Genomic DNA, 25,917 nt, shown 5'->3' with positions numbered 1-25,917 from the left:
CCAACCCCGTTCCCGACGTGGACATACGCGCGGCTTTGGCCTCTACTGGAGCGGTGTCCACAAGACGGGGAAGGCATCTTGGCCAGCGCATCCACCGAAAGCCGCGAACTCCGTGAACGCCCGCATGCGGTCGCGGCGCAGGCGAGCCCTTGCGACGAAGGCATCATCCGCGTGCAGCCGTGCGCCAACGACGCGCCGTGTACCCGCAAGCGGCTCGCCTTGTCCGCGACGATTCTCGGTTCGAGCATGGCGTTCATCGACGGCTCGGTCGTGAACGTCGCCTTGCCGTCGATCCAGAGCGAACTGGGCGCGAGCATCGCGGCGATGCAGTGGGTCGTGAACGCCTACCTGCTGTTTCTCGGCGCGCTCGTGCTGGTCGGCGGATCGCTCGGCGACAAGCTCGGACGGCGCACGATCTTCGTCGCCGGCATTGCGCTGTTCACGGCGGCGTCGGCGGCGTGCGGCTTCGCGCCGGACACCGGCTGGCTCATCGCGGCGCGCGCGGTGCAGGGCATCGGCGCAGCGCTGCTGGTGCCGAGCAGCCTCGCGATCATCGGCGCGGTGTTCGACGGCGCCGAGCGCGGCCGGGCCATCGGCACGTGGGCGGGCGTGGGGGCGATCACGTCGTCGGTGGGACCGGCGGCGGGCGGCTGGCTCGTCGATGCGTTCTCCTGGCGCGCCATCTTCTTCCTCAACGTGCCGCTGGCCGCCGTGACGATCCTGCTGGCGCTGCTCTCGGTGCCCGACAGCCAGAAGGCCGACGCGCCGTCGACGCTGGACTGGCCCGGAGCGGTGAGCGCCGCCGCCGGACTTGCTGCACTGACCTACGGGCTGACCGAAGCGCCTGCGCACGGTTTCGGCGCTACGCGGGTGCTCGGCATGATCGGCGCGGGCGTGCTGTTGCTTGCCATGTTCCTGGTCATCGAGGCCAGGAGCCGCGATCCGATGATTCCCCTCGACATCTTCCATTCCCGCGACTTCACCGGCGCCAACGTGGTCACCTTGCTGCTGTACTTCGGGCTGGGCGGGGTGCTGTTCTTCCTGCCGTTCACGCTGATTCGCGCTTATGGATTCAACGCGGCACAGGCCGGGGCCGCCCTTCTGCCGATGCCGCTCATCATCGGCCTGCTGTCGCGCTTCACAGGTGGACTGACGGGCCGGTACGGCGCGCGGGCCCTGCTTACCGTGGGGCCGGGCATCGCCGGCATCGGGTTCGTGATGCTGGCGCTGCGTGTCGCGCCGGCCAGCTATTGGCTGGGGTTCCTTCCGGCACTCGTGGTCCTCGGCCTCGGCATGACAATCACCGTCGCGCCGCTGACGACGACCGTGATGGCGTCGGTGCCGGGCGCGCGCGCGGGCATTGCTTCAGGCATCAACAACGCGGTGGCGCGCGTGGCGGGCCTGCTGGCGATTGCCGTGCTGGGCATTGCGTTCGTATGGTCGCACGACGCCGTGTTGCGCGCCGGGGGCGCGGAGGCCGGCGCCATTGCCGCAGGCCTGCGTGCCGTTGCGTTGCTCTCCGCGCTGTGCGCATTCGCGGCATCCGGCGTTGCGGCGGCAACGATACGAAAACACGCTTGAATGCGCCGGGTCGACGTGATTTAGCAGAGTCGAACGGCGAGAACAATAGGCGGTTTCCGACCACTGCGTAAATTGCATGGGATAACGAAATGACATACAACCACCCGGTGTTTTGAGAGTTTTCACGAAGTTGAACGCCCAACTTCAACTTTACAATGGCTTCACATTCCTGATGTTTCGAGTTACTGAATAATTGGGAATGTAGAGGCAAAGATCCCGAGTTTCGGGTCAACGGCTGATCGGCCGTTTTTATCTGACTAAGGAGTAGAACAACATGATCAAGATCGAAAGAAGCGCTCTGGGTGTGTCCCACGTTGCCGGCGGCGCGAGGAAGCAGTCGACCACGACCATCATCGAAGTGCCCGGCGTTCCCAGTTCCACCACTACGCCGACCACGGGCACGACCGGCAGCGCAAGCTCGACCATCTTCGTCAACGGCAAGGAAGTGATCAGCCAGTCGGTCACGTTCTAAGCTTCGCCCGCCAAGATGCAACGTGGGCGGAACATGCGTTCCGCCCACGTTGTTTCGGTCCCGCGCTCGCTCAGGCGTTCTTGTGTTCCAACGTTTTGGCGCGCTTCTGAAGTGCTTCGGTTGTGTGTCCCTCGCCGTTCGGCAGCCAGCCGGGAGGACGCAGCACGAAGCCGATTGCATCGGAGACGCTCTTCGCCCGCACCACATCCTTCACGAGACTCGCCCAATGCTCCAGTTCCACGACCACCGGATTATGCGAAGTTGTCGGCGTCGTGAGGCCGTAGACGCAGGGCTCTTCAGCGCGTTCCTCCACATAGGTGCCGAACAGCCGGTCGAAGACAATCAGCACGCCGCCGAAGTTGGCATCGAGATAGGTGGCATTCGAGGCGTGATGAACGCGGTGCGCCGAAGGCGTGTTGAGCACATATTCGAGCCAGCCGAGTTTCGGAATCCAGGTGGCGTGCAGCCAGAACTGATAGAGCAGGTTGATGGACACCACCGCCAGCACCACGTCGGGCTTCACGCCGAACCACACGAGCGGGGTGAAGAACAGCGCCGAACCGGCAAGCTTGGTCAGCCAGCCAAGACGGTAGGCGGAAGACAGCGTCAACTGGTTCGGCGAATGATGCACGGCGTGATTCGCCCAGAAGAAGCGGATCGTGTGCGAGGCGCGGTGATACCAGTAGTAGCAGAACTCCTGTCCCAGGAAGAGCAAGAAGATCGTGAGCGCCGTGTTGCTCGTGACCGTGTGGATCCGGTGCTCCCATGCGAAGTTGAAGACCGGCGTGGCCAGCGAGATCGGCACGAATGCGAGCAGCTTGCGGCCGACGAGATCGGCAAGAGAGATCCAGGCTTCATGCCAGTCGAAGGCGCGGTCGGTGCCTTTGTGTTTGAAGTGCAGGACGAGCGCTTCGATCAGCGATGCGGTGAGCACGATGCCCATCGCGTACAGCGAGATTTTTCCAAGCAGTTCCAGTTCCATGATGGTTCGCCTTGGTGGGTGGATTGCGAATGAACCCATTGTGGCGAGCGGCCCGGTCGAAATCCACGCGCAAACTATTTCATCTCATGTCAGCGCGTCCGTTCGATCCCGCGTGCCTTGTGGGACAAGCGTTTGCGGCGAGTCATGTCACGAAGGTTCAGGCGCGGCAAGCGAAGATGCGCCGTCGCCGGAAGAGATGCTAAAGTCTTGCTCGATGGGGATGGGGTGCCCCCGATAACCGCCGTCCGGCTGATGACTCCTGTTGAATTGCGTTGCGCGACCTCGTTGCCTGCAAGGGTGCGCGCACGTCCGACAGGAGTTTCCTCGTGCAATCGTTTCTTTCCTTCGTTCTGGTTTTTGTCGGCGGCGGCCTCGGCTCGATGGCGCGTCACCTGGCCGGGCGAGCGTCCCTCGCGCTCTTCGGTCCGTCATTTCCCTATGGAACGCTCGGCATCAACGTCCTCGGCTCGTTCGCCATGGGCATGGTGGCCGGCTGGTTCGCGCTGCGCGGCCACGCCGACCAGAGCGTGCGCCTGTTCCTGACCACGGGCATCATCGGCGGCTTCACCACCTATTCCACGTTCTCGCTCGAGACCGCGCTGCTCTGGGAGCGCGGCGACGTGCTGTCCGTCATGTTCTATGTCGGCGGCACGCTGCTGCTCGGCTTCGTCGGGATATTCGGCGGGCTGGCGCTCGCACGCGCAGCCTTGGGTGCGTGAAGTGCCGTTACGCGGACTGCCTCGCCGCATCGAACACTTCGCGTGCCGCCTTGACCGCCGCATGATTCTCGTCGGCCCAGCGCAGCAGCACGTGCAGCGCGGCGTACATTGAGCGGCCCAGATCGGTCAGGCTGTATTCAACGCCGGGCGGCTTGGTCGGAAACACCTCACGGTGGACATAGCCGTCGCGCTGAAGCTCGTGCAACGTCTGCGTCAGCATGCGCTGCGAGATGTCCGGCACGAGCCGCCGCAGTTCGCCAAACCGATACGGCTGCTCGGCCAGCGCCATCATCAGCAGCGAAGTCCATCGTCCGTCGATCACGTCGATGACATCGCGCACCGGACAGTTCGATACATCACCAAACTTCGTCCGCGCGGCATCCAGCATCGTCTTGACTGCGCTGGGCGCGGCCTTGGAACTGACCTTGGTGGTTCCCATTCGGTGCCTATCTCCTGAAAAACTGCCTTCTTTACGGAAGACGATCGACGCCCGATCATCGAGGCGCTCTCAAATTGAGAGTATCACCCGGAATGAGGCAGGACTATGAGCGATACGATTTTCGTGACCGGTGCAGCCGGTCAACTTGGGCGGCTGGTCATCAAGCATTTGCTGGCGCGCGGCGTCGGGCCAAGGCGCATCATCGCGGGCAGCCGCAGCCCGGACAAGCTCGCCGATCTCGCCGCGCGGGGCATCGACGTGCGCCGCGCCGACTTCGACGATCCCGCCGCACGGACCGATGCCTTCAAAGGCGCCGGCACCGTGCTCATCATCTCGACGGATGCGCTCGACGGCGCCGATACGCGCCTCAAGCAACATCGCAATGCGGTGGCGGCGGCGGTAGAAGCAGGTGCCGGACGGCTTGCCTATACGTCGCTTCCCAATCCGGACAGCTCGCTGTTGAGCTTCGCGCCGGATCACCTCGGCACCGAACGGGCCATCAAGCAGACCGGCCTGCCGTACGCGATTTTCCGCAACGGCTGGTATCAGGAAAACCTGCACAGGGCATTGCCCGGCGCGTTTGCGAGCGGCACATGGCATTCGGCTGCGCGCGGTGGCAGAACGTCCTATGTGGCGCGGGAGGATATCGCCGAGGCCATCGCGGCCGCGCTCGCCACGCCGGACGCCGGGCGCCACACATACACGCTGACGGGCGCGGAAGCGCTGAACCGCGAAGAGATCGCTGAACTCGCGCGGCGGGCGACGGGCAAGCCGCTGGCGCTCGTGGAAGTAACGGACGAACAGCTCGCAGCGGGCTTGAAAGCGGCCGGTGTGCCGGATGTATTCGTCGATGTCCTCGTCTCGGCCGATGTGGAAACCCGCGCGGGCAATCTTTCCATCGTGACCGATCATCTCGAATCGCTGATCGGCCGCGCGCCGCGGCGGCTGGCGCGTCATCTCGAAGAAGCCGGCGCCGGATACGCGGGCTGACGCGCGCAGTGGCTTTACTTGGCGTCGTTATAAACGGTCGCGCGCGACACGCCGAGATGTTGCGCGACCGTTTCCATCGAGCGCCGCAAATCCAGGAAGCCCTCCTGTTTCAGCGCCTGCATCAGCGCGCGGCGCTGGTCGGCGCGCAGGGCCTGCGGCGTGGTCGCCTGACTCACGGCGAAGCGGTCGATGCGCTCACGCAGCGAATCCGCACTCGACGGATCCAGCGATTCCCGCACGCCGTCCGTACCCAGCGACGAAAACTGCTCGAGCATATTGGTCAGGCTGCGGAACAGCGTGACATCGACATTCAGGCAGAGCGCCGCGATATAGCGGCCGTCCGAATCCTTGATCCCGATCGATGTGCTCTTCGCCTGCCGGCCGTCCGCGAAACGGTTGGCGTAGTTCGCGAGGATCTGCGGATAGGCGTCGTCTGCGATGCGGGCCAGGCCGAGTTCCGTTGCCGGATCGCCGACCTTGCGGCCCGACAGATTGTTGTGAATGGCAAGCACCGCGTGTTTCGGCGAGCGCAGGTCATGCACGACGACCTCCGTGAACGGCGCCAGTGTTTCGCCCAGACCCGCGGCGATCTGCTTGACCTGTTCGAGAATGGTCCGCTGTTCGACGGTGAGCTTGGCTTGGGTCATGGTGTCTGGACGGGTCGGTCGCGTCGGGTTGCGTCAACGAGTACAAAGCATGCCATCTCAAGCCGTCGCGCGCATTGATTTTTTGTACAAAAATAGACATAATGTTGAAAATGCGCGACGCGTCCAGTGCACGGAATCGTGACGTGCCATGCGCAGTGTGACCCTGGCCAACCCTTCTCACGGCATGTCCGACATGACGACTCCAAGCCTCCCCACCTACGCCGACGTCGAGGCTGCCGCCTCGCGCATTGCGGGCGTCGCGCATCGCACGCCGGTTCTGACTTCCAGCACGCTCGATGCGCTGACCGGCGCCGAGTTCTTCTTCAAGTGCGAGAACTTCCAGCGCATGGGCGCGTTCAAGTTTCGCGGTGCGTTCAATGCGCTGTCGAAGTTTTCGGCCGAGCAGCGCAAGGCCGGCGTGGTGGCGTTCTCGTCCGGCAATCACGCACAGGGCATCGCGCTGTCGGCACAGCTGTTGAACATTCCGGCCACCATCGTCATGCCGCACGATGCACCCGCCGCGAAGGTCGCCGCCACCAAGGGCTACGGCGCGCAAGTCGTTGTCTACGACCGCTACAAGGAAGACCGCGAAGCGATCGGCCGCCGTCTCGCGGAGGAAAACGGTCTCACGCTGATTCCGCCATACGATCACCCGGACATCCTGTCGGGCCAGGGCACGGCGGCCCGGGAACTGTTCGAGGAAACCGGTGCGCTGGATCACCTGTTCGTGCCGCTCGGCGGCGGCGGGCTGCTGTCCGGCACGGCGCTGGCCACGCGTGCGCTGGCGCCGCAATGCGTGCTGCATGGTGTCGAGCCCGAAGCGGGCGATGACGGCCAGCGCTCGTTCCGCACGGGCGAAATCGTGCATATCGATACGCCGGTGACCATCGCCGACGGCGCGCAGACTCAGCATCTCGGGCACATCACCTTCGGGATCATCAAGCGCGATGTGAACGACATCCTCACCGCATCCGATGCCGATCTGGTCGAAGCCATGAAGTTCTTCGCGACACGCATGAAGATGCTGGTGGAGCCCACCGGCTGTCTCGGCCTTGCCGCTGCGCTGAACCTGCGCGAGCAACTGGCGGGCAAGCGCGTGGGCGTGATCATCAGTGGCGGCAACATCGACCTGGAACGCTTCTGCTCGCTGGCGGCGGTGTGATGGTCACGTCCGCCATGAACACGCCGTTCGATCAGCTGATCGACGCGCTGGAGCGGGAAGGCGCGCGCTATCGCGTGCTCGAGCATCCGGAGGAAGGTCGTTGCGATCTGGTGGCGGCGTTGCGCGGCACGGAACCCGGACAGGGCGCCAAGGCGATGCTCTGCAAGAGCAAGGACGCGGACGGCCAGATGATCCTGGCCATTCTTCCCGGCGACAGGAAACTGGACTTCAAGAAGGTCGCCAAGGCAGCGGGCATCAGGAAGGCCACACTCGCCACCCCGGAAGAAGCGCAGCGCGAGACCGGCTGCGTGATCGGCGCAATTCCGCCGTTTTCGTTCTCGCCCGCGGTGAAGTTGATCGTGGATCCGGAACTGATCGAACGCTTCGACGAAATCGCGTTCAATGCGGGCCGGCTCGATCGCTCGATGCTGCTCGCGTCGGACGATTATCTGCGCATCGCCCGGCCGCTTGTCAGTCCGTTGTGCGCATGATGCGCATCAATCACGCTTCGGCGGGCTGTCGAATGACGCGCAGCGCCACGCAAAGGCACAGCACGAGCAGTACGGCGACGTAGGCCGCCACGGCGGGCCACGCGCCGTGCTGCCAGAATGCGCCGCCAATCGACCCGAGCACGCTCGACCCGAGGTAATACGCGAGCAGATAGAGCGAGGCCGCGTGACCCTTGGCCGAACCGGCCAGCCTTCCGACCCAGCCGCTCGCGACCGAATGCGCGATGAAGAAGCCGATCGTCACGAGCACGATGCCCGCGATCACCGCCACGAGCGATGCGGATAGCGTCAGCGCGAGACCGGCGGCGAGCACCACGACGCCGCTGATGAGCACCGGCGCGCGGCCCAGCTTGTCGGCCAGCGCGCCCGCGCTCGACGACGACACCATCCCGAACAGATACGCGCCGAAGATGAGCCCGCACTGGGTCGAATCGAGATTGAAGGGCGGGGCGATGAGGCGGAAACCGGCGTAGTTGTAGACCGTCACGAACGCGCCCATCACGAGAAAGCCGATCGTGAAGACGAACGGAAGACGCGTGTGCAGCAGTTGCGCCTGCCACAGCCGCAGGTGATGGCGCAGCGTCAGGTCGGTGCGCCTGACGAAGCGTCGTGAAGGCGGCAGCAGCATCACGAAAGCGAGAGCCGCGATGAGATCGATCACGCCGATCGTCGACATCGCCGTGCGCCACGAAAAATACTGCTCCAGCGCGCTCATGCCGATCCGTCCGATCATCCCGCCGAACGCCGTGCCGCCCACATAGAGACCCATCGAGAGGCCGAGTCCTTCGGGCGCGATTTCCTCCGCGAGATAGGCCATGGCGACAGCCGGCACGCCGCCGAGCGTGAAGCCTTCCAGCGCGCGCCAGACGAGCATCAGGTCCCAGCTCGACGCGCTGGCGGCCAGCAGGTTGAACAGCGCCGCCGAGGTCATCGATGCAAACATCAGTCCGCGCCGTCCGACGCGTTCGGACAGCGCGCCGGCGCACAGGATGGAGACCGCGAGGAAGCCGGTCGAGAGCGACAGCGATAACGAACTCGCCGCCGCGCCGATGCCGAATTCACGCGAGAACGCAGGCAGCAACGGTTGCACGCAGTACAGGAGCGAGAACGTGGAGAAACCGGCGAGAAACAGCGCGAGCGCGATGCGCCGGTAGGCGGACGAACTGGGCAGGACGCCGTTCGAGGGCGCGTCGCGCCGCGTGCCATCCACCGGGGATGTGAGGGAAGGGGAGGACATCGCCTGATTGACTGAAGAAGAAAGTTGACTTCATTCTTGCCAATGTCGAGCCATATGTCCAATATATGAAAACATGGGCAGCGATATGTTTCAGCACTGGCCTTTTCGAATGTTGAGCGGCATCGGGGATTAAAAAGGATGGAGCTTCGCCACTTGCGCTATTTCCTCGCCGTCGCCGAGACGTCGAACTTCACCAAGGCGGCCGAGCAGCTGGGCATCGGCCAGCCGCCGCTCAGCCAGCAGATCAAGGCGCTCGAGCAGGAACTCGACGTGGAACTGTTCAGACGCAGCGCGCGGGGCGCCGAACTCACACAGGCCGGAAAAGTCTTCGCAGATGAGGCGCGGCGCGTGCTCGACGACGCCCAGCGCGCGGCGCGGGCGGCGCAGCGTGCCGCACGCGGGGAGACCGGACATCTGCGGGTCGGTTTCACCGGCACCGCTGCGTTCAATGAACACGTCTCGGGTCTGATCCGGCGCTTTCGCGAACGCTATCCCGAAGCCGAGCTGGCGCTGCACGAGGCGGCCTCGGGCGTGCTGCTGGACCTGCTCGAAGCGGGCCAGCTGGACGTGGGAATCATCCGGCCGGTGCGGCGTGTCGCCGATGCGCTGCTGCAAAGCGACTGGCGCGAGGAACCCATGCTGGTGGCGCTGCCGGTCGCGCACCGGCTGGCGTCGAAGACACGCATTGCGCTGGCCGATCTCGCCGACGAACCCTTCGTGCAGGTGCCGCGCGTGGCGGGCGGCACGCTGTTCGACGACATCGTCGCCGCGTGCGCCGCCGCCGGGTTCCAGCCGCAACTGGCGCAGCCCGCGCCGCAGATGGCGTCGGCGGTGACGCTGGTGGCGGCGGGGCTGGGCATTTCCATCGTGCCGAAGTCGATCACGCAGGTGCGCGTGCGGGGCGTGGTGTATCGGCCGCTGCTGGCGCGTGGCTTGCGCGCGCGGCTGGCCATTGCGTCCCGGCGCGACGATCCGTCGTCCGTCGTGCGCAACTTTCTCGAACTCGCCTGAGGAACGCCGGAGGGGTGTTCGAAGTCCATTCGCGAATGTCGTAGAATTTCGAACGCCGAACACAACACAACAGTCGCCGGATCGCGGCGAATCTTCAAGAAGACCATGGCATATCAAAGCGTTGAAATCGCCAAACTGAGGGCGCAGCAAGAAGCCCTGGACAAACAACTGGCCGAAGCGAAAGAAAAGGAAACCCAGCATGTGCTGCGCGAAATCGTGCAAAAAATGCGCGAGTACGGCATCTCGCTGGCCGAACTGATGGGCCGCAAGACGGTGTCGGAATCGTCCGGGCAAAGCGCGCAGACCCCGGCGTCCGAATCCGCGGTGAAATATCGCGACCCGGTCAGCGGCGCCACCTGGAGCGGCCGTGGCCGCGCCCCGACGTGGATCGCGGGCAAGAATCGCGACGAATTCCTGGCGGACCGGCACGCCGCCGCCCGCGCGATGGTTCAGGCAGCGCTGTTCCCGGAAGGTCATTGAGGCATCGGGCGGCGCAAGGCTCGTTTCACGCACCGAGCGCTGCATACCTCTCGAAACTTCTTCAGTACCTTACGAAAGCCTTGTGAATCAGGCTTGCCGTCGATAAACTTGCGAACAATTCCTATTTACGTCGCAAGATTTCGATGAAACCCGTCGCGCACGACCGTTGTTCCGAGGACCCGCAGGCATGAGGCCGGTCATGGTTCGCCTGCATCGCTGGCTTGGCGTCGCCACAGCGTTGTTCCTGTTCGTCTCGGGCCTCACGGGCGCTATCATCGCGTGGGATCACGAGATCGACGCGTGGCTCAATCCCGCGTTCTTCCACGCCCGCACGGACGGCCCTGCGCTGCCGCCGCTCGAACTCGCGCGCCGTATCGAAGCCGCCGACCCGCGCGTGGAAGTGACCTACATGCCGCTCGGCGTCGAGCCGGGCCACACCGCGCAGATGATGGTCATGCCGCGCACGAATCCGGCCACCAACGCGCCGTTCGAGGTCGCGTACAACCAGATCGCCGTCGATCCCGCGACCGGCCAGGTGCAGGCGCAGCGCATGTGGGGCGCCGTGTCGCTCGCGCGCATCGACCTGATGCCGTTCCTCTACAAGCTGCATTACACGCTGCATCTGCCGTTCGTCGGCGGAATCGACGTGGGCACCTGGCTGCTCGGCATCGTCGGGATCCTGTGGTTCTTCGACAGTGGCATCGCGCTGATCCTGTCGTTCCCGAGCGTGAAGGCGTGGCGCAAGTCGTTTGCGTTTCGCGTGAAGCGCGGCGGCTACGCGCTGACCTTCGACCTGCATCGCTCCGGCGGCGTCTGGATCTGGGGCCTGCTGCTGATGATGGCCCTCACATCCATTTCGATGAACCTCTCCGAACCGGTGGTGCGCCCGGTTGTCTCGGCGTTCTCGAAGCTCTCGCCGTCCTTCCTCGACAACCCCGCGCTGGTGCGCGCCGGACCGCCCGGCCAGCCGCTGGCCACGCGCGAGGAGATTCTTCAGAAAGCCGCGCAAGACGCGCAACGTCAGAACCTCACCCAGCCGATGGGCGCGCTCTACTACGCGCCGATGTTCAAGGCCTACGGCGTCGGCTTCTTCGCGCCGGGCCACGATCACGGCGACATGGGCCTCGGCAACGCCTGGCTCTACTACAACGCGCAGACCGGCGCGCTGGCCGGTTCGACCATTCCCGGACGCGGCTCGGCCGGCGACATCTTCATGCAGGCGCAGTTTCCACTGCATTCAGGGCGCATCGTGGGCATTGGCGGGCGCATTCTCGTGAGCGCGGTGGGCATCGCGGTGGCGGTGCTGAGCATTACCGGCCTGATGATCTGGATTCGCAAGCGCGCCGCACGCCGGCAATCGGCGGCGGCCTCAAGCGAAAGGGCGGCGCGCGGCCGTTCCATCGCTTCCTAGCGTGTTGAGCGCTGGCGACACTCTTCAAGCCAGCGCCCATCCCTCGAATAAAGCTCGACGCGGTAGTTCCTGCCGGGTGGGATGTTGCGCGGATGCAAATCGCGCAATCAATAAATGATAACGACTCGCATTCACTCTATAATCCGGCGCACAACGCCAGTCTCATCCGTCGCGCCTCGTGCGCGCCCGGTCTTGCGACGCAGAACAATGCCGCCCGGATTCCAGACGATGCCCCGGGACGGAAGACCGACCATCACCGACGCCCTTTCCTGATTCATGTCCGCATTCCGTTCTTACACCTCGCAGGCCATGCCTGTGCTGGCGCAGCGCGCCGCGATCGTCGCCGCGGTGGCGATGGTTTTTTCCCTGTCGGCTCACGCGCAATCGGCTGATACGAGCAATACCGGCAGTACCGGCACGGCGGCTGCCGCGCCCCAGGACAGCGCGCTGCCGGCCGTCAAGGTGCAGGCGAGCAAGGAACAACTGCCCGGCGATCTCTCGCCGACCTTCGCGGGCGGCCAGGTCGCGCGCGGCGCCGATTACGGCGTGCTCGGCAAGCAGAAGAACCTCGACATGCCGTTCAGCATGACAACCTACACATCGAAGCTGATCGAGGACCAGCAGGCGCGCACGATCGGCGACGTGCTGGCGAACGATCCGTCGGTGCGGACGGCGTTCGGCTTCGGCAACTTCGCCGAAACCTACGTGATCCGCGGCTTCGAACTCCAGGGCGACGACATCTCGCTGAACGGCCTGTACGGCATCACGCCGCGTCAGCTCGTGGCCACGGATGCGCTCGAACGCGTCGACCTGTTCAAGGGCGCCAATGCGTTCCTGAACGGCGCGTCGCCGAACGGCTCGGCAGTGGGCGGCGGCATCAACCTGCAACTGAAGCGTGCCGACGACAAGCCGCTCACCCGCGTGACCGTGGACGGCGAAGCGTCCGGCATGATCGGCGCGCACGTGGACGTGGGCCGTCGATTCGGCAGCGAAGGCCAGTTCGGCATTCGCGTGAATCAGGCGAATCACGATGGTGAAACGGCGATCGACGGCGAGCACAAGCGCGACAACACCACGGCCGTCTCGCTCGACTGGCGCGGCGACAAGCTGCGTCTGTACGCCGACTTCCTGTATCAGCGGCAGCGCATCAACGGCGGACGTTCGACCGTCTATGACTACGCCAACTATGTCCCGGCGCCGCCCGCCGCGACCTACAACTACGGCCAGTCGTGGGGCTACAGCTCGATCGAGGACACGGTCGGCATCCTGCGCGCCGAGTACGACTTCCTGCCCGGCTGGACCGCGTATGTCGCGGGCGGCATGCGCCACACGGACGAGCACGGCGAATATGCGTCGCCGAGCATCAACACGACCGGCATCACGCAGTCGCGCCTCGGCGTGCCGCACAAGGAAGACGGCAGCTCCGCCGAAGCCGGCGTGCGCGGCCGCTTCAACACGGGCCCTGTGTCGCACTTCGTGACGGCGGGCGCGTCGATCGTGCGCGTCGACTCGATGTCCGCCTACACCTACAGCAGCTCGTTCCCGTCGAGCATCTACGACACGCCGCGCGTGCCGTATCCGGCGACCGTCGGTTCGGCAGGCGATCTCGGCGACCCGCAGACCGTCTCGCTGAGCCTGCTGCGCAGTGTGTCGGTGTCGGATACGCTCGGCTTCCTGAACGACCGCGTGCTGTTCACGGTCGGCGTGCGTCATCAGGACCTGCACGCGAACAACTTCGACTACACCGGCAAGCAGACCGAAGCCTATAACGATTCGGTCACGACGCCGTTGTTCGGCCTCGTCGTGAAGCCGTGGCAGAACGTCTCCTTGTTCGCGAACCGCAGCGAAGCGCTGACGATCGGCGATTCGGCGCCGTCCACCGCGGCCAACACGGGACAACTGCTGCCGCCGGAGAAGTCGAAGCAGTGGGAAGTCGGCGCGAAGTACGACAACGGCCAGTACGGCGCGACGGTCGCGGCATTCCAGATCGAGAAGCCGCTGACCTACACGAACGCGGCCAACTTCTTCGTCGCGGACGGCACGCAGCGCCATCGCGGCATCGAGGCGTCGGTGTTCGGCGAGCCGGTGAAGGGCGTGCGCCTGATCGCCGGCGGCACGTATATCCACGCGACGCAGATCGACACCGGCAGCGGAACGACGGACGGCAACAAGCCGATCGGCGTGCCGACCTTCATGTTCAACGTGAACGCGGAATACGACGTGCCGATGCTGCAAGGCCTCACGCTGACGGCGCGCTGGATCTACACGGGTTCGCAGTATCTGAACACGACCAACACGCTGTCGATTCCGCACTGGAACCGCTTCGACCTGGGCGCGCGCTATGCGACCGTGGTGTTCGGCAAGCCGACGACCTTCCGCGCCAGCGTGCTCAACGTGGCGAACAAGTCGTACTGGGCCTCGACGATCGGCGGATATCTGACGCAAGGCGCGCCGCGCACCTTGCTGCTTTCGATGACGACGGACTTCTGAACGTAGCCTGAAGACGCAAGCTGAAAGCACACCCCGAATGTCGGATGGCGATCCGGCGTTCGGGGTGTTTTCATTGGCGCGGGGTTGTCCGCTTCAATCGACGACGGCAGGCCCGATGTAATGCGCGCGCGGCCGCAGCAGCGTGCCTTCCTCGATCTGTTCGATGGCATGCGCCATCCAGCCGACGCTGCGCGCAATTGAGAACAGCGCGAACGCCGCGCCTTCCGGCAACGCGCAATGCTCGACGAGCGCGGCGAGCGCGATGTCGATGGCGGGCGGCGTCCCCGTCAGCCGCCCGACGCATTCGATCAACTCGTGCGCGGCGTGAGGCGCGTCGAAGGCGGAGAGGAGATTGGCGGCGCGCGGATCGCCTTGCGGATAGAGTTCGTGGCCGAAGCCCGGCAGCGGTTCGCCTCGCGCGACGCGTTCCTCTACGGCCCTTCCGGTTCCAACGCTTCGTGCTTCGTCCATGAAGGCGCCCACGCGCACGATGGCGTTGCCGTGCATCGGTCCCGAGAACGCAGCCAGTCCCGCGATCATGCTCGCGCCCAATGATGCCCCGGTCGATGCCGCAACGCGCGCCGCAAACGACGAACTCGTCAGCTCCTGATCCGCGAGCAGCACCAGCACGCGGCGCAACAAATCGGCGTGACGCGGCACGCCCCACGCATCCGCGATGCGCGCGTGCAGCGGCCCTTCATCCGAACGCGATGTGAAGAACTGACTCGCGAGCAATCCCACGAGCCGCGCGGCTTCGCCGAAGCGGTCGGCGTGGTCGCGCGAGGGACGGGCGGCGTCGTGCGCCAGCGCCGCATAGACCCGCGCTTCGGCGGGCCCGTCGAATGCGACCGGCTCGAACGAGGGAAAGTGCGGCGGCCCGGACGTGTCCCACAGCAGCTGCGCGGCGTCCTCGAAACTCGCCGATGCCGCCAGATGCACCGCATCCCTGCCGCGGTAATAGAGCGTGCCGCGCGCAATGGTGGAGATGCGCGTATCGATGATCGGTTCGCCCCAGGCCATCGTGCTGGCCGCGATTTTCTTGCGGCCGCGTCCGAGGCTGCGCTTCTTCAGCAACCCGGCGATATCCGTCGCGCGATAGAGGTTGCGGTTCGCCTGCTGCGGGTCGTCCCGCACCTCGATCTGGCCGCGGCTGACATAGGCGTACAGCGTCTGCTTGCGCACGCCGAGGGCTTCGCAGGCTTCTTCCTGCGTGATCCAGTTCTTCACGTTGATCGAATCAATCAAGATTGACGCTCATGCACCACGCCGGTTTAATCGGCTAAACACACCACCCCGAAGGAAGACCCGGCAGTTCGAACAAGGGCATCGGGCGGCGCGCTAAAGCGACCGCTTCAGGGACATGGAAACAGGAGATGACAGTGGCAACAGATCGGACGACCCAGTATATAGCGGGCACGACGGCCCGCACGACGCGCACGCGTTACTCGATTCTCGCGATGATCCTGCTGCTGGCGACCGTCGCCTACGCGGACCGCGCGATCCTCTCGATTGCAGGCCCCGGCATCTCGAAGGAATTCGGCCTGAATCACGTGCAGCTGGGCTACGTGCTGTCCGCGTTCAGCTGGGCCTATGTCGTCGGGCAGATTCCCGGCGGCCTGCTGCTCGACCGCTTCGGCACCAAGACCATGTACGGCACGACGCTGATCCTGTGGTCCATCGCCACGATGCTGGTCGGGTTCATCGGCAACTTCACATCGGATCTCTCGATCGCGCTGAGCCTGCTGTTCGCGCTGCGTTTCGCACTCGGGCTGATCGAGGCGCCCAGCTTTCCCGCCAACGGCCGCGTCGCGGTCATGTGGTTTCCGAAGGAGGAACGCGGGCTGGCGACGTCGCTGTTCGCATCGGCTTCGTATTTCGCGGTGGCGATCTTCTCGCCGTTCGCCGGCTGGCTCACGTCGCAGTTCGGCTGGCCCGCGCCGTTCATCGCGCTCGGCGTGATCGGGATCGCGGCGGCGGGCGCATGGGCCGTCGTCATGCATGAGCCGCGCAATCATCCGCGCGTGTCCAGCGGCGAACTCGAGCACATCATCGCGGGCGGCGCGATGATCGATATCGATTCGAAGCAGTCGCTCAAGGCGCGTCCGCCGCTCTCGCGTGGCGTCATGCGCATGCTGCTCGGCAATCGCATGCTGTGGTGCGCGTATGTCGGGCAGTATTGCACCATCGCGCTGAGCTATTTCTTCATCACCTGGTTTCCCATCTACCTCGTGCAGGCGCGCGGCATGAACGTCATGCAGGCCGGCTTCGCGACGATGGTTCCGGCCATCGCGGGCTTCGTCGGCGGCATTGCGGGCGGCACGATCTCGGACTGGCTGATCCGGCGCGGCTGGAGCGGCTCGTGGGCGCGCAAGACGCCGTATATCGTCGGCATGGGGCTGGGGTGCAGTCTCGTGTTGTCCGCGGTGGTCGAAAGCAATGCCGTGATCGTCCTGCTGATGACGCTGGCCTTCTTCGGCAAGGGCGCGGCGGCGGGCGCGGGCACCTGGGCCGTGGTCAGCGACACCGCGCCGCGCGAAGCCGTAGGCCTCGCCGGTGCGATCTTCAACTGCATCGGCAATATCGGCGGCATCGTCACGCCCATCGTCTTCGGCTACATCGTGCAGGCGACGGGCGGCTATACGGCCGGACTATACTTCGTCGCCGCACATTGCCTCGTTGCCGCGATGGTCTACCTGTTCTTCATGGGCAAGATCGAGCGCGTGAAAATGGCCTGAATCGCCTTGGCAGGCAGCGCCTTCAACATTCATTCCGAACCATGACCCGACCTATCATTCTCAATGCGGCCGACCTGCCCGAGTGGACTCACGAGGAGTTGAGAACGCACTTCACGGTGCTCGACCTGCCCGACGATCCCGCCGCCGCGCACGCGTTCCTGCAAGAGCAGGGCAGCAGGATCCGCGGCATTGCGCTGCGCAAGACGAAGATCGATGCCGCCTTCCTCGATGCGCTTCCCGCGCTGGAAATCATCTCGAGTTACAGCGCGGGACTGGACAACGTGGACATCGGCGCGGTGCGTGCGCGTGGAGTGAGCATCGAAAACACCTCGCACATCCTGGCGGAAGACGTGGCGAATGCGGCGGTGGGTCTTGCGCTGGCGCTCACGCGCGACTTCTTGAACGCCGATGCCTTCGTGCGCTCGGGCCAATGGCTCACGCAGAGCCAGTACCGGCTGGGACGCTCGATTTCGCGGATGAAGGTTGGCATTGTCGGGCTGGGGACGATCGGCTCGGCGATCGCGAAGCGCCTGCATGCCTTCGGTTCGACCGTCGCGTATTTCGGGCCGAGCCGCAAGAATGTCGAGCTGCCCTGGTACGACGGCGTGACCCGGCTCGCGCACGACAGCGACATGCTGATCCTCACGTGCCCGCTTTCGCCCGCGACGCATCATCTCGTGAATGCGGACGTGATTCGCGCGCTCGGGCCGGCTGGTTTCCTCGTGAATATCGCGCGCGGTCCGGTGGTGGATGAACGCGCGCTGGTCACGGCGCTGGCGGCGGACGGACTGGCGGGCGCCGCGCTCGATGTCTTCGAGCATGAGCCCGAGGTTCCCGAGGCGCTGCTGCGCGATCGCAGGCTGGTGCTGACGCCGCATATCGGGTCGGGCACGCACGAAACGCGTCACGCGATGGCGGAACACGTCGTGGATGCGCTCGCCAGGCATTTCGACATCGACGGTCCGCGCACCCGCGCGACGGGCACCGCTTCACTCCAGTACACGTAACGCTGCTCCGTGTCCGTCCGCAAATGCCGTGCGCTTTCGAAAGAAGGCGTGCGGCGTTCGCCCTAACATGCGGGTTGCCTGACATCGCCCGCGCCGTATCGACGCTGCTCGCCGGCTTCGTCACGCCAGACGCCCTGACGAACCCTGACTTGGTGGAATCGATTCCCGTGCCCCGGGATTGCGCCGATGCCGAAGCCATCCTGATGTCGCGCGAGCTGTCGTGCGAACTGAACCGGGCGCAGCTCATCAAGAAGTTCATGCGGATCGCGGTGACGCAACTGGGCGTGGAACGGGCGGTCCTGATCCTGTTGATCGACGGTATTGCCGAAGTGGTGGCGGAGGCCGTGGCCTCGCCGCAGCGCGTGGAAGTCAGCTGTCGCGCGAACGAAATCTTCAGTGCCTTGCTGCCGATGACGATCGCTCATACGGTCATGAACAGCCGTGAGCGGTTGCTGATCGATCAACCCGAAGCCTTTCCGGACGATCCGTATGTGCATGCTCATCGTCCGAAGTCGGGCCTGTTTCTCCCTGTACTGAGACAGGACCGCCTGGCTGGCATTTTGTACGCGGAGAACCGTTCGACATCCACGCCGATCGACCGCGCGAAGATCTCGCTCGTCGAAATCCTGGCGGCGCAGACTGCGGTGTCGATGGAAAACGCCCGGCTCTACGACGCGCTCAAACAAGAGAATCGCGAGCGCACGCTGACCGCGGAACGCTTGCGGCGCAGCGAGGCGCTGCTCGCCGAGGGCCAGCGGATCAGCAAGACGGGCGCGTGGACCTGGAACGCCGATTCCGGCGACATGCAGTGGTCGGAGCAGGTGTACGACATCTGGGGCTTGCGCGTAGCCAACGGCATTCCCACCTTCGACGCGCTGATGCAACACGTGCATGCGACCGACCGTGAGCGGGTCATCGGCCTGCATGGGCTGGCCATCATCAGCGATGTGAAGGACGAGATCTTCACGACTGAATTTTCGATCGACCGGCCCGACGGCGCATGGCGCCGCCTGCAGATCGTGTTGCGGCCATGAAGCCGGCCCGGCGAGCGTCCGCGGTTGTATATCGGCACCACGGCGGATGTCACCGAACGGCGGCTGTCGGGAGACGCGCTCAGACGCAGCGAGGCGCATCTCTCCGAGGCCCTGCGCCTGAGCAACATCGGCAGCTTGAGCTGGATGATCGATTCACGCATCCTGCACTGTTCCGCGCAGTGCCGCCGCATTCTCGACGCGGACGACACCGCCGACATCGAGATCGAGGACATTCTCGCGAGGATCCACGCCGATGACGTCGAAAGCGTCGCCGCCGCGTTCTTCCGCAACAAACCCAGCGACGACGCGATCCAGCAGGAGTTCCGGCTGACGGCGAAATCAGGCGCACTGCGCTATCTGCGCATGGTCGCGCGATCGATCCGAGCCACGAGCGGGGCGGTCGAATATGTGGGAGCGCTGGCCGACGTCACCGACTCCCGCAACGCGCAGAACGCGCTGATGGAAGCACAGACCAACCTCACTCACGTGACCCGCCTCTCGGTGCTGACGGAACTGACGGCCAGCATCGCCGACGAGATGAAGCAGCTTCTCGCGAGCATCATCGCGAATGGCGAGGCGGGCTTGCGCTGGCTCGACCGGCGCTCGCCTTCAGTCGGCGACGCGAGCCGCAGCTTCGATGAAATCGTCAAGTCGGCGCAGCGCACCAACGACGTCATCAACCGCATTCGTTCGTTTGCCCGCAAGAGCCGCGCGGAACGCAAGATGATCGATCTCGCCGACACCCTCTACGAAGTGCTGCCCCTCGTGCGTCAGGAACTGGATCGTCACGCCATCACGCTGCGCACCGCCATTGCATCGCCTGCTCCGATGGTCTGCGCCGACAACCTCCAGATGCAGCAGGTCCTGATGAACCTCATCACGAATGCCATACGCTCGATCCAGCGTGCGTCGGGCGAACGGAAGGACATCCTGATCACGGTGGATACCGTCGGCGACAGCTACTTCAGGGTGGCCGTCACGGATTCGGGCGCGGGGCTCTCGGTGGATGCGAGGCAGCATCTCTTCGAACCCTTCTTCACGACCGAACCCGAAGGCATCGGCCTCGGTCTGTCCATCTGCCGGTCCATCGTCCAGGAACACGACGGCATGATCGGCGCGGAAGACTGCCAGGAAGGCGCCCGCCTTTTCTTCGACATCCCGCGTTGCCCGGTCCGCGAGGTTGCGCACTGAAGCGTCATCGGCGCAGCGGTTCCAGCGCCTCATGCACTAGGCCGAAGAATTCGCCGGCGTAAGCGGAGTCGAGCCAGCGCACGATCAGCGCGAGGCGGCTTTGCGGCTCGATCCACATGAACGAGCTGCCCGCGCCCACGCCGAAATAGCTCGATGCCGGCACGCGCGGGAACATCTTCTGTCCGCTGTTGAGCCACACGAGATAGCCGTAGTAAGGCGCGAGCGCCACCGGCGTGCGCATGCGCGCGATCCATTCCGCCGACAGCACGCGCCGCCCGTTCGAGACGCCTTCGTCGAGCAGCATCTGCGCGATCTTCAACTGATCGTTCGCGCTGATCGACATGCCCGCGCCCCAATGCGTGCCGCCGGGCACGGACTGCATGCGCTTGCCGTCGATCTCGGTCCACGTGTGGTCATAGCCCGCCCAGTTCCAGTTGCCGGAGAGGCCGCAAGGCTCCGCGATGGCCGTGCGGAAGACTTCCGGCAGCGGCTCGCGAAACAGATGCAGCAGCGCCAGCGAAAGCTGGTTGATGCGCACGTCGTTGTATTCCCAGTACGTGCCGGGCGTGTTCAAAGGCCGGCGCTCGCCCTTCTTGCCGGCGGGCGGGTCGCCGAACGTGACCGCGCGATAGTGGTCCGCCTGATCCGGAAGACCGAAGCATTCGCCGGTCCATTCGCTCGTCTGCTGCAGCAATTGCGTCCAGGTGACCTGCGCGTTGTGCGCATCGTCGAAGCCGATGCCGCGAATGCGTTCGCGCACGGGTTCGTCGGGATCGGGCAGCAGGCCGCGATCGAACGCGACGCCCGCAAGCAGCGCGAGATACGTCTTGGCGATGCTGAACGTGAGATCCGCGCGGTCCGGCTCGCCCCAACTGGCGATGAGCTTGCCATCGAGAGCGATGGCCCCCGACACGCCGCCGCGATCATGGACGGGACCGAGCAGCCGGTTCCACGGCGGCGGATCGTTGACATGCACGCCCCAGTTGCCGTCGACCTTGCGATCCCAGGCGGATTCATGGTCGATCGAAAAGCGGATCGCGCGCTGCAAAGCCTCATTCATGCTGCTGACTCCTTCGGTACTCAACGAATGTTCAGGCGCCGCTTTGCCCACACCAGGGTGAACAGGCTCAGGACGGCCGCGATCATCAGATACAGGCCGGGCGCGAGATTGTTGTGCGTGACGGCGATCAGCGACGCCACGGCGAGCGGCGTGAAGCCGCCGAACACCGTGGTGCCGATGTTATAGCCGAAGGCCATGCCGGTCGTGCGGGTGGCGGTGGGGAACAGCTCGGCCATCAGCGCGGGAATGGGCGCGAAGTAGGTGGCCTTGAGCAACGCGACCCAGACGACGGCCGCAATGAGCGTCGGCAGCGAAGGATGCGCGTTCATGAACATGAAGGCCGGATACACGGTCAGGAAGAACACCACGCCGGTCGTGATCATGATGCGATAACGCCCGTACTTGTCCGACAGATGCCCGACCACCGGCACGAGCACCATCATGATGAAGCCCGCCGAAAGCGTCGCGATGAAGCCCGACGAAGGCGACAGCCCGAGTTGCCGCGTGGCGTAGGTCGGCATGTAGAGCAGCATGTAGTTGGCCGTGGTCGTGAGGATCAGCGAGCCGATGGAGACCAGCAGCCGTTCCTTCTGCGTGGCGAGCATCACACGCACGGGCGAGGCGAGCTTCTCTGCGTGCTCGAACTCCGGCGTCTCGTCCATGCGGCGGCGGATATACAGCCCGATCGGCCCGATCAGCATGCCGAACAGGAACGGGATGCGCCAGCCCCAGCCTTCGAGTTGTGCGGGCGTCAGCGTGCTCGTGAGGACCGCGCCGAACAGCGAGGCGAGCAGCGTGCTCGCGCCCTGACTGGAGAACTGCCAGCTCGACATGAAGCCGCTGCGTTCCGGCTTGTGCTCGACGAGGAAGGCTGTCGAGCTGCCGAACTCGCCGCCCGCCGAGAAGCCTTGCAGCAGGCGCGACGCGAATATGAGGATCGGCGCCGCGATGCCGATGGTCGCATACGGCGGCATCAGCGCGACGATGCCGGTGCCGATGGTCATCATCGCGATGGACAGTGTCAGCGCGGCCTTGCGGCCGTGTCGGTCGCCGTACGAGCCGAGCACGAGCGCGCCGACGGGCCGCGCGAGATACGACAGCGCGAAGGTGCCGAGCGTCAGCAGCAGCGAGACCGTATGGTCCTGCGCTGGGAAGAACAGCTTCGAGAGAATCCCGGCGAAGTAGCCGTACACGACGAGGTCGTAGAACTCCAGCGCATTGCCGATCGAGGTCGCGACGATGAGCCGCGCAATCTTGCTCTGCTCGGCCTGCCCGGAGGCGGCCTGGGTCATGCCGACGGAATCAGTGCTCATGAAGAAGCCTCACTTCGCTTGGCGGGGAAGATGAAACGCGGGATTGATCGCGGCTGCGTCGCCTTCGCGCGCGCCGAGATCCCAGAACAGGCCGGCCATGATGCGCAGGCCTTCGGAGACGACAGGCCCGAGCAGATGCTCGTCCGGCGCATGCTGCGAACAGCCGGGATACGAATGCGGCACCCAGAGCGTGGGCATGCCGAGAATGTCGGCGAAGACGTCGTTAGGCAGCGTGCCGCCGAGATTGGGCAGCAGCACGGGCGTAGCACCCGTGGTCTCGGTGAGCGAGCGCAACGCCCATTGGACCCAGGGATTGTCGGGATCGACCCGCGTGGCCGGCATGCCGCGTTCGATCTCGACCTCGACCAGCGGAAAGCCGTGCGCATCGAGATGGCGGCGCACGATGTCGCGCAGATTGAGCCAGTCCGTGCCGACGACAAAGCGGATCTGCATGTGCGCGAAGGCGCGGTCGGGAATCGCGTTGACGGGCTTCTCGGGGTTGCCGGTCTTGAAGGCCAGCACTTCGATGTTGTTCCAGCCGAACACGCGTTCGGCGGGCGTGAGTCCGGGCTCGCCGTAATCGGCATCGACTTCCGGCTCGCCCGGATTGCCGCCCACTTCGATGTCCTGCAGCGCGCGCCGCACCGAATCCGGAATCGGCGGCGGACGCAGTCCATCGATCAGGATCTTGCCGCGTGCATCGACCATCGAGGCGATGGCGTTGGCGAGCACCACGGCCGGATTGCGCAGCAGGCCACCCCAGTTGCCCGAATGATGCGCGCCGTCGCGCAGCTTCACGTCGAGCCGGAAATTGAGGACGCCGCGCGAGCCGAGGAACAGCGTCGGACGATGTGCGGCGAGACGCGGACCGTCGGAGGCGATCAGCACGTCGGCCGCGAGTTCATCGCGCAACTGCTCGCAGATCGCCCACAGCCCTGGCGAGCCGACTTCCTCGCCGGTCTCGAACAAGAGCTTCAGATTGAAGCCGAGCTTGCCGCCGCGCGCGTCGAGCACGGCCTTCAACGCGGCGAGATTGATGCTGTGCTGGCCTTTGTTGTCGGCGGTGCCGCGTCCGTACCAGCGCTCGCCTTCCACCTTTACTTTCCACGGCGAGAGGCCCGTGCGCCATTGCGCATCGTAGCCGCGCACGACGTCGCCGTGACCGTAGCTCAGCACCGTCGGCAGGTCGTCGCTCTCGTGCCGGTGCGCGATCAGGAACGGCCCGGCGCCCTCGTGCGGATTCTCGGCGATGCGGCAGGTGAAGCCCCATGCGTCGAGCGTCGGCATCAGGTCGTCGGTGAGATAGGCGCGCAGGCGCGCGCCGCTGTCGGCCTCCTGACTGTCCGTGCGATGCGCGACGCGGCGCTGCAGGTCTTCGAGGAACGCGCCCGAGTCGAAATGGCGGGCGGCAAGCTGAATGGCGGTATCGCGGCTCACGTCGTCTCTGTCCAGTAGGTTCGATGACGACCCATGCTGACCTCGCCGATATTTCTGAACAATTACAATATTTCACTGCGACCGTTGCCATTTCGGCAAGGTGATTACGTTCTGAAAGCTCATGGATCAGACCGCTTTGCGCTATTTCCTTGAAGTCGTCAAAAGCGGTTCGCTGAGCAAGGCGTCCGAGCGCTTGTTCGTGGCGACCTCGGCGTTGAGCCGGCAGATCGGCAAGCTGGAAGAACAGGTGGGCACGCCGCTGTTCGAGCGGCGTCCGCGCGGCATGGTGCTCACCGACGCAGGACGTTTGCTCGCGAATCACGCGCGGCGCAGCCAGTTGGAGGAAGAGCGCGTGGTCGAGGAGATCATGGGACTCAGCGCCAGCGGCCGCGCGACCATCCGTATCGCGGCTTCGGAGGGCGTCGCGCCGGACTTCCTGCCGCAGCTGTTCGCGCATTTTCGCAGCACGCATCCGCGCGCGCATTTCGCGCTCGATGTCTCGGCGCCGTCCATCGCGACCCAGCGCGTGCGCGACGGCACACACGACATTGCCGTGTGCTTCAGCATGGCGCCTGAAGAAAACGTGCAGGTTCACTATGCTCAGCGCGCGCCGGTTTATGCGCTGATGCGGCGGGGTCATCCGCTGGCTTCGCAATCGATGCTGTCGCTCGCCGATCTCCTGAAGTGGCCGCTTGCGATGCACAGTCAGGGCGTGACGCTGCGGCAACTGTTCGACATTGCATGCAGTCTCGAAGGACTGGTGTTCGAGCCAGTGTTCACGAGCAACTACCACGTGGCGCTACAGAGCTTCGTGCGGCGTACCGATGCGATCACGCTGACCGGCTATGTCACCGTGCGCGGCCGGCTCGATACCGACGGGCTCGCGGCGATTTCGTTGAGCAATCCCGAACTGCATCAGCGCAGCCTGCAAGTGCAGACGATGGCGGGGCGGCTTCTGCCGCAGCCGGTGCAGGCGTTCGTCGAGTTGCTGAAGGAGGCGATCGACAAGCCGGAGGTGATGGAGCCGGGGTCGTGAGCGTCACGCCCACCGTTCCCACGGCGTTTCAGCAAGACAGTCGACAAAACGCCTGACCTTGACCGGTATGTGCCTCGTGCTCGGATAGACGGCTTGAATCGTGAGGTCGGCCGCGCGATAGTCCGGCAGCAGCGCGATCAGATCGCCGCGCGCAATCGCATCGCCGAACACGAAGGCGGGACCATATGCGATGCCCGCACCGGCAAGGGCGGCGGCCAGCAGTATCTGCATGTCGTTGGCGGCCATGCGGCACGGGCCGTCGATGACATGCGCGCGCTGGTCCGCGTCGAGCAGTGTCCAGTCGTTTGCCGACACGGCTTCGCTGAAGGCAAGGCGCGGCGCTTGCCGCAGATCGTCGGGATGGCGCGGCGTGCCGTACTGCTTCAGCCAGGCCGGCGATGCACACACCACCATTCGGCATGGGGCAAGCTTGCGCGTCACGAGCTGCGGATCTTGCAGGCGTCCGATGCGGATGGCAACGTCCACGCCCGCCTCGATCAGATCGATGTAGCGATCGGCTAGCTGCACTTCCACGTTGACATGCGGATGCGTCTCCAGAAAGCGCGCCAGCACGCCGCCCAGATGCAGCGCGCCGAAGCTCACGGGCGCGGCCACGCGCAACACGCCGCGCGCGGTGCCTTGAGCGTCGCTGGCCTCGCGATTCGCCTCGTCATAGGCCTCGAGAATGCGCCGGGCACGCTCGTAGTAGGTCTGGCCGATGTCGGTCAGGCTCAGGCGCCGGGTGGTCCGTTGCAGCAGGCGCGCGTTCAGTTCGGCTTCGATGGCGCTGACGTGCTTGCCCGCCATCGCCGCCGACAAGCCGAAACGGCGCGCAGCCGCTGCGAAGCTGCCTTCCTCCACTGCGGCGACGAACACGCTGAGGCTCATGAGCCGGTCCATACGCCCTCCCATTCGATAATCTGATTATCGACTGTCAATAGGAAAGCGGCAATTATCAATCCGGGCGATTGATT

24 protein-coding genes and 1 riboswitch are annotated in these 25,917 nt (G+C 65.0%); of the genes, 15 read left to right on the top strand and 9 right to left on the bottom strand.

The window, feature by feature from the left end; translation table 11 throughout:
• Positions 1–78: 78 nt before the first annotated feature.
• Both QCE69_RS32915 and QCE69_RS32910 read left to right on the top strand, forming a co-directional pair.
• Complete coding sequence (locus QCE69_RS32915) at positions 79–1,581, top strand: MFS transporter (RefSeq protein WP_309935113.1); 1,503 nt, start codon at positions 79–81, stop codon at positions 1,579–1,581.
• Positions 1,582–1,855: 274 nt separating this feature from the next.
• Positions 1,856–2,053, top strand: coding sequence for a hypothetical protein (locus tag QCE69_RS32910; protein WP_309935112.1), 198 nt, complete (start codon positions 1,856–1,858; stop codon positions 2,051–2,053).
• A gap of 70 nt (positions 2,054–2,123) precedes the next feature.
• Here the strand turns inward: QCE69_RS32910 and QCE69_RS32905 are convergent, their stop codons facing one another.
• Positions 2,124–3,035: a sterol desaturase family protein gene (locus QCE69_RS32905; protein ID WP_309935111.1), complete on the bottom strand. Its 912-nt coding sequence runs from the start codon at positions 3,033–3,035 to the stop codon at positions 2,124–2,126.
• Positions 3,036–3,242: 207 nt separating this feature from the next.
• Positions 3,243–3,304: riboswitch (Fluoride riboswitch) on the top strand.
• A gap of 57 nt (positions 3,305–3,361) precedes the next feature.
• On the opposite strand from QCE69_RS32905, the gene crcB reads away from it, so the two are divergent.
• A complete protein-coding gene (crcB, locus tag QCE69_RS32900) occupies positions 3,362–3,754 on the top strand; it encodes a fluoride efflux transporter CrcB (protein ID WP_309935110.1) in 393 nt (130 codons plus the stop codon).
• Positions 3,755–3,761: 7 nt separating this feature from the next.
• Here the strand turns inward: crcB and QCE69_RS32895 are convergent, their stop codons facing one another.
• Positions 3,762–4,193, bottom strand: coding sequence for a helix-turn-helix domain-containing protein (locus QCE69_RS32895; protein WP_309926861.1), 432 nt, complete (start codon positions 4,191–4,193; stop codon positions 3,762–3,764).
• Between the two features lie 105 nt (positions 4,194–4,298).
• On the opposite strand from QCE69_RS32895, the gene QCE69_RS32890 reads away from it, so the two are divergent.
• A complete protein-coding gene (locus QCE69_RS32890) occupies positions 4,299–5,183 on the top strand; it encodes an NAD(P)H-binding protein (RefSeq protein ID WP_309935108.1) in 885 nt (294 codons plus the stop codon).
• Between the two features lie 14 nt (positions 5,184–5,197).
• Here the strand turns inward: QCE69_RS32890 and QCE69_RS32885 are convergent, their stop codons facing one another.
• The gene (locus QCE69_RS32885; protein ID WP_309926858.1) at positions 5,198–5,830 is read right to left on the bottom strand and encodes a PAS domain-containing protein; all 633 of its coding nucleotides are present in this window, start codon (positions 5,828–5,830) and stop codon (positions 5,198–5,200) included.
• 193 nt (positions 5,831–6,023) lie between these two features.
• Here QCE69_RS32885 and QCE69_RS32880 point away from each other — a divergent pair, with 193 nt between their 5' ends.
• Both QCE69_RS32880 and QCE69_RS32875 read left to right on the top strand, forming a co-directional pair.
• On the top strand, positions 6,024–6,992 hold the full coding sequence (locus tag QCE69_RS32880) for a threo-3-hydroxy-L-aspartate ammonia-lyase (protein WP_309935106.1): 969 nt from the start codon (positions 6,024–6,026) through the stop codon (positions 6,990–6,992).
• A gap of 14 nt (positions 6,993–7,006) precedes the next feature.
• Positions 7,007–7,483: a YbaK/prolyl-tRNA synthetase associated domain-containing protein gene (locus QCE69_RS32875; protein ID WP_309927546.1), complete on the top strand. Its 477-nt coding sequence runs from the start codon at positions 7,007–7,009 to the stop codon at positions 7,481–7,483.
• 10 nt (positions 7,484–7,493) lie between these two features.
• Here QCE69_RS32875 and QCE69_RS32870 read toward each other — a convergent pair whose 3' ends face one another.
• Positions 7,494–8,738 carry an MFS transporter gene (locus QCE69_RS32870; RefSeq protein ID WP_309935105.1) on the bottom strand — a complete coding sequence of 415 codons (1,245 nt, stop codon included), beginning with the start codon at positions 8,736–8,738 and terminating at the stop codon, positions 7,494–7,496.
• A gap of 138 nt (positions 8,739–8,876) precedes the next feature.
• On the opposite strand from QCE69_RS32870, the gene QCE69_RS32865 reads away from it, so the two are divergent.
• The 4 genes from QCE69_RS32865 to QCE69_RS32850 all read left to right on the top strand — a co-directional run bounded on the left by QCE69_RS32865 (position 8,877) and on the right by QCE69_RS32850 (position 14,130).
• Positions 8,877–9,749: a LysR family transcriptional regulator gene (locus tag QCE69_RS32865; protein WP_309926853.1), complete on the top strand. Its 873-nt coding sequence runs from the start codon at positions 8,877–8,879 to the stop codon at positions 9,747–9,749.
• Positions 9,750–9,854: 105 nt separating this feature from the next.
• On the top strand, positions 9,855–10,229 hold the full coding sequence (locus tag QCE69_RS32860) for an H-NS histone family protein (RefSeq protein WP_309935104.1): 375 nt from the start codon (positions 9,855–9,857) through the stop codon (positions 10,227–10,229).
• Between the two features lie 187 nt (positions 10,230–10,416).
• Positions 10,417–11,640 carry a PepSY-associated TM helix domain-containing protein gene (locus QCE69_RS32855; RefSeq protein ID WP_309935102.1) on the top strand — a complete coding sequence of 408 codons (1,224 nt, stop codon included), beginning with the start codon at positions 10,417–10,419 and terminating at the stop codon, positions 11,638–11,640.
• A 276-nt stretch (positions 11,641–11,916) separates the two neighbouring features.
• Positions 11,917–14,130: a TonB-dependent receptor gene (locus tag QCE69_RS32850; protein ID WP_409021253.1), complete on the top strand. Its 2,214-nt coding sequence runs from the start codon at positions 11,917–11,919 to the stop codon at positions 14,128–14,130.
• A 93-nt stretch (positions 14,131–14,223) separates the two neighbouring features.
• Here QCE69_RS32850 and QCE69_RS32845 read toward each other — a convergent pair whose 3' ends face one another.
• The gene (locus QCE69_RS32845; RefSeq protein WP_309935100.1) at positions 14,224–15,375 is read right to left on the bottom strand and encodes a citrate synthase family protein; all 1,152 of its coding nucleotides are present in this window, start codon (positions 15,373–15,375) and stop codon (positions 14,224–14,226) included.
• Between the two features lie 134 nt (positions 15,376–15,509).
• On the opposite strand from QCE69_RS32845, the gene QCE69_RS32840 reads away from it, so the two are divergent.
• From QCE69_RS32840 to QCE69_RS32825, 4 genes are read left to right on the top strand one after another with little or no spacing between them, the layout of a single operon-like run.
• Positions 15,510–16,865, top strand: a complete 1,356-nt coding sequence (locus QCE69_RS32840; RefSeq protein WP_309935099.1) for an MFS transporter — start codon at positions 15,510–15,512, stop codon at positions 16,863–16,865.
• Between the two features lie 41 nt (positions 16,866–16,906).
• The gene (locus QCE69_RS32835; RefSeq protein ID WP_309935097.1) at positions 16,907–17,872 is read left to right on the top strand and encodes a 2-hydroxyacid dehydrogenase; all 966 of its coding nucleotides are present in this window, start codon (positions 16,907–16,909) and stop codon (positions 17,870–17,872) included.
• Positions 17,873–17,895: 23 nt separating this feature from the next.
• Complete coding sequence (locus QCE69_RS32830; RefSeq protein WP_309935095.1) at positions 17,896–18,906, top strand: GAF domain-containing protein; 1,011 nt, start codon at positions 17,896–17,898, stop codon at positions 18,904–18,906.
• Positions 18,907–18,930: 24 nt separating this feature from the next.
• Complete coding sequence (locus tag QCE69_RS32825) at positions 18,931–20,097, top strand: ATP-binding protein (protein ID WP_309935093.1); 1,167 nt, start codon at positions 18,931–18,933, stop codon at positions 20,095–20,097.
• A gap of 4 nt (positions 20,098–20,101) precedes the next feature.
• Here QCE69_RS32825 and QCE69_RS32820 read toward each other — a convergent pair whose 3' ends face one another.
• The 3 genes from QCE69_RS32820 to QCE69_RS32810 are packed head-to-tail and all read right to left on the bottom strand — an operon-like array spanning position 20,102 to position 23,907.
• The gene (locus QCE69_RS32820; RefSeq protein WP_309935091.1) at positions 20,102–21,157 is read right to left on the bottom strand and encodes a serine hydrolase; all 1,056 of its coding nucleotides are present in this window, start codon (positions 21,155–21,157) and stop codon (positions 20,102–20,104) included.
• A 20-nt stretch (positions 21,158–21,177) separates the two neighbouring features.
• A complete protein-coding gene (locus tag QCE69_RS32815; RefSeq protein WP_309935090.1) occupies positions 21,178–22,470 on the bottom strand; it encodes an MFS transporter in 1,293 nt (430 codons plus the stop codon).
• 9 nt (positions 22,471–22,479) lie between these two features.
• Positions 22,480–23,907, bottom strand: coding sequence for a M20 family metallopeptidase (locus QCE69_RS32810; protein WP_309935089.1), 1,428 nt, complete (start codon positions 23,905–23,907; stop codon positions 22,480–22,482).
• Positions 23,908–24,028: 121 nt separating this feature from the next.
• On the opposite strand from QCE69_RS32810, the gene QCE69_RS32805 reads away from it, so the two are divergent.
• On the top strand, positions 24,029–24,943 hold the full coding sequence (locus tag QCE69_RS32805) for a LysR family transcriptional regulator (protein WP_309935087.1): 915 nt from the start codon (positions 24,029–24,031) through the stop codon (positions 24,941–24,943).
• 3 nt (positions 24,944–24,946) lie between these two features.
• Here QCE69_RS32805 and QCE69_RS32800 read toward each other — a convergent pair whose 3' ends face one another.
• A complete protein-coding gene (locus QCE69_RS32800) occupies positions 24,947–25,843 on the bottom strand; it encodes a LysR family transcriptional regulator (protein ID WP_309935085.1) in 897 nt (298 codons plus the stop codon).
• Positions 25,844–25,917: the final 74 nt, after the last annotated feature.

The organism is Caballeronia sp. LZ032 (assembly GCF_031451315.1).
Lineage (GTDB): Bacteria > Pseudomonadota > Gammaproteobacteria > Burkholderiales > Burkholderiaceae > Caballeronia.
This window is presented reverse-complemented; position numbering and strand designations above follow the sequence as displayed.